The organism is Acinetobacter sp. UBA5934 (assembly GCF_002430855.1).
Classification (GTDB): Bacteria; Pseudomonadota; Gammaproteobacteria; order Pseudomonadales; family Moraxellaceae; genus Acinetobacter.
In genome coordinates, this window is record NZ_DJDC01000108.1 from 1 (window position 1) to 3,902 (window position 3,902).

Genomic DNA, 3,902 nt, shown 5'->3' on the forward strand with positions numbered 1-3,902 from the left:
CGTTTCCGTACTTTAGGTTGTTATCCATTAACGGGTGCAGTTGAATCAACTGCAACAACTTTACCGGAAATTATCCAGGAAATGCTTTTAGCCACCAGTTCGGAACGTCAAGGTCGTATGATTGACCATGATGAAGCAGGCTCGATGGAAAAGAAAAAGCAGGAAGGTTATTTCTAATTAATCTCTCCCAACCTCTCTTTACGAAAGAGAGGAGAAAAAGTCCCTCTTTTATAAAGAGGGATTTAGGTGGATTTGAAGATCAGAAACCGATTTCAATGAATTTGTGGAGCTTTGAGCAATGTCTCATCAATCAGAATTGATTAGTCAGGATATCCTGGCGTATTTAAAACAACATGAAAATAAAGACCTGCTACGTTTCCTGACTTGCGGTAACGTGGATGACGGTAAATCGACTTTAATCGGTCGTTTGCTTTACGATTCAAAATTGATTTATGAAGATCAATTGCAAGCCGTAACCCGTGACTCGAAAAAAGTGGGTACAACGGGTGATGCACCTGACTTGGCGTTACTTGTAGATGGTCTGCAAGCTGAACGTGAGCAGGGGATTACCATTGATGTGGCTTACCGTTATTTCTCTACCGAAAAGCGCAAGTTCATCATTGCCGATACTCCGGGACATGAGCAATACACGCGTAACATGGCGACCGGTGCATCTACCTGTGACCTTGCGATCATCCTGATTGATGCGCGTTACGGTGTGCAAACCCAAACCCGTCGTCATACTTACATTGCAAGCTTGCTCGGTATTAAGAACATTATTGTTGCAATCAACAAAATGGATCTGGTGGAATTCTCTGAAGCACGCTTCAATGAAATTCAGGCCGACTATGCCAACTTCGTAAACCAGTTAGGCGACCGTAAGCCAAGCAACATCATCTTTACGCCTATTTCTGCATTGAATGGCGATAACGTGGTGAACAAGTCGCCAAATACGCCGTGGTACACTGGCGAAACCTTGATGGGTACGCTTGAGTCTGTAGAAATTAACCGTGATACCGCGAAACGTGATTTCCGTTTCCCTGTACAGTATGTCAACCGTCCTAACCTCGACTTCCGTGGTTTCGCAGGTACGATTGCGCTGGGTGAAATTAACGTAGGTGATAAAGTTGTTGCCTTGCCATCGGGCAAGACTTCAACGGTTAAAGAAATCGTGACCTTTGATGGCAACCTTGAACATGCATTTGCAGGTCAAGCAGTCACACTAACGCTAAACGATGAAATTGACGTATCACGCGGTAATATGCTGGTTCGTGCGGATCAGGCTGTTCCTGCCATTTCACGTTCGGTGAAAGCGACTGTGGTCTGGATGGCGGATCAGCCATTAGTAATTGGCAAGCTGTATAACATCAAGATTGGTACGCAAACTGTGCCTGCCAAAGTGACTGGCATTAACTTCCGTACCAATGTGAATACGCTTGAGCAAATGCAGGTTGAACAGCTTGATTTGAATGCGATTGCCAATGTGACTGTTGAATTTGATGCGCCGGTGGTATTTGACCGTTATCAGGACAGCCGTTATACCGGTTCGTTTATCTTCATTGATCGTTTGAACAACGTAACGATTGGTGCGGGTATGGTTGAAGAGTCTGTTGAATGGACTGCACATAGCAACCCTGTAACTGCGGAAGACCGTGCGGCACGTTTGGGTCAAAAACCTGCGTCAATTACCGTATCTGCTAAAGCATTAGAAAATGCGCAAGCGCTTGAAAACTTGTTGCTTCAACAAGGTATCGTTGCGATTGCAAAAGCAGACTTAGATGCTGCGCAAGTTGCATTGCTTCGTGAAACAGGTATTGCGGTAATTACCACTGTTGCAGAAGGTACAGATGTAAGCTTCACACAAGAGTCGGTTGAAGAATTGGCTGAGAAAATTGTGGAATTGGTTCGTCTATAAGCTTGAATTGATTTAAAATAACCCGCTGAAAAGCGGGTTATTTTATGAGGGAATAGTGAATTTTTTAGAAAATTTAGATACATATTTAGTTAGTAATCCATTTTTTAGTTTGGAATGTAACTTTGAAATTGATCTCAAACGCTTTCAATCTAATAATAAAGAAGAATGTAAATGTTATAACGAGTTCTTAAAAGATGGTCTGATAGAAAGATCTGATGATTTTTATAATAAATTTGTATATTTGAATGAAAATCTGGGTAAATGTGATAGTGATGAAGAATTTAAAAAAATTATACTCGAATTATTTGAATTAATAAAAGTAGATGATAATTATCTATTACATAATTATTTATTGCATTTGTTCTCAATTACTAATAATGAGATTTTGAATAATAATCTCACGCTATTTGAAGAAAATTTTTTAAATATTTTATATAGTAGGGAATACATAGATATTAGCTCTATAAACTCATTGATGTTTGCTTATTTGGTTTTATTGCATCATTTAAAAATGGGTGGTTATCTAGGAATATTTAAACAGTTTATAATGGCTTATCGTGCTTGGGATAGAGATTTCTGGAATGAGTGTAAATTAGAAAGAAAAAAAAATTATGGAATAATTATTTATCAAATACAAAAATTTCACAATGCTAAGGATGCTTACTTAGACTTTGAGATATTTACTGTATATGATGCAATTGTTGAAGCATATAAAAATGTTGGAGACTTCATACATTCTTCAATATTTTGTGATTTATCAAATCAGTTGAAAGAAAATCTTATTAGTTCACAACGATTTCATAAAGAAAAACTATTCAAACTACTAAATGATAATGATAAATTTAGAATAAAGAATATTTTATATAAAATTAATTCTTATAGAAAACCTATCACAATAGAAACTTTATATGCTTTCTTATATCAATTTGATTCTATAGAAAATTTAAGAGCAATGCTTAAAGTTTTGGAGAACTTAAATTATTTTGATTATTGGATGCTGAATGAGATTTTAGAAAATATTTTAATAAAACAAATAGATTCACAAGCTGATAATATATATATTTGTCCTTTAGAGGCAGATGGTAGTTCATCTATTTATCAATATCTTATATCTCATAGTGACCATTTAAATGAGTATTATGGGAAAAAAATTAAATTTGAAAGAAGCATTAGTGATGTTTTAAAAATTTCAAAAATTGAAGATGAAATTATAATAATTGATGATTGTAGTTTAAGTGGTACACAAACTTCTAGTTGTATTACTGAGCTATTAGGAATAAGAGAAATGAAAGATCACTATGATAAGCATTGTGATAAGTTGGAAGATCAATTATTAGAGAAGTTTAGAATCGCACAAGTAAATTTATGTTTTTGTGTTGGTAGTAATTATGCAAAAAATGTATTAGAAAATTTGATAATTAAAGAAAACTTAAAAAATTTTAAAGTTTATATTGGTAAATATTTACATATGACCAAAGCAGAAGACGGCAATCTTGGGAATAGAATTTTTGGATCAAATTCATTGATTTGGGAATCATCAAAAGAAAGAGATAATTTGAAAGAATTTTGTCAAAGCATTGGGTATCAAATTCTAAGTTCAATTGCAGAGAGAAAGAATTGGGACGAAGATAGAAGAGTACAAAGTTCTTTAGGCTATAGTGATTTACAGCAAGTTATAATATTTCCTTATAGTGTGCCTAAGACTACTCTGCCTATTTTATGGTGTGAAGGAGAAAACTGGAAACCATTATTCCCAAATACTTAATTAAATAATTAGCCTCAAAAAAATATATGGTAATTGATCATTGCCATTTGAATATCTAACGTGCGATGGAAAACCTGAAAACTTCATTACGTTTAAAACTGTCCCAAGATGAATTAAGCATTGAAGATGTTCAAAAGATTGCAGAACAGATTGACCAAGCAGCAGCGAACATTACCCGTTTGTAATTCAATACACGATTTAAAAAGATTAAATTAAATGATG

General features: G+C 35.1%; 2 protein-coding genes and 2 pseudogenes. All 4 read left to right on the top strand.

Features of this window, described 5'->3' with window-relative positions; genetic code table 11:
- Positions 1-177: pseudogene (locus tag B2Y23_RS07695) on the top strand (sulfate adenylyltransferase small subunit); the annotation flags it as partial.
- Positions 178-298: 121 nt separating this feature from the next.
- Positions 299-1,915 carry a sulfate adenylyltransferase subunit CysN gene (gene cysN, locus B2Y23_RS07700; protein ID WP_291370026.1) on the top strand — a complete coding sequence of 539 codons (1,617 nt, stop codon included), beginning with the start codon at positions 299-301 and terminating at the stop codon, positions 1,913-1,915.
- A 55-nt stretch (positions 1,916-1,970) separates the two neighbouring features.
- Positions 1,971-3,680 carry a phosphoribosyltransferase-like protein gene (locus tag B2Y23_RS07705; RefSeq protein WP_291370028.1) on the top strand — a complete coding sequence of 570 codons (1,710 nt, stop codon included), beginning with the start codon at positions 1,971-1,973 and terminating at the stop codon, positions 3,678-3,680.
- Positions 3,681-3,739: 59 nt separating this feature from the next.
- Positions 3,740-3,865 (top strand): annotated as a pseudogene (locus tag B2Y23_RS15480) (PadR family transcriptional regulator); the annotation flags it as partial.
- Positions 3,866-3,902 lie beyond the last annotated feature (37 nt).

What these genes read in the sequence shown, in the direction of transcription:
- cysN (WP_291370026.1), top strand. Translation starts at nt 299, where the DNA reads ATGTCTCATCAATCAGAATTGATTAGTCAGGATATCCTGGCGTATTTA.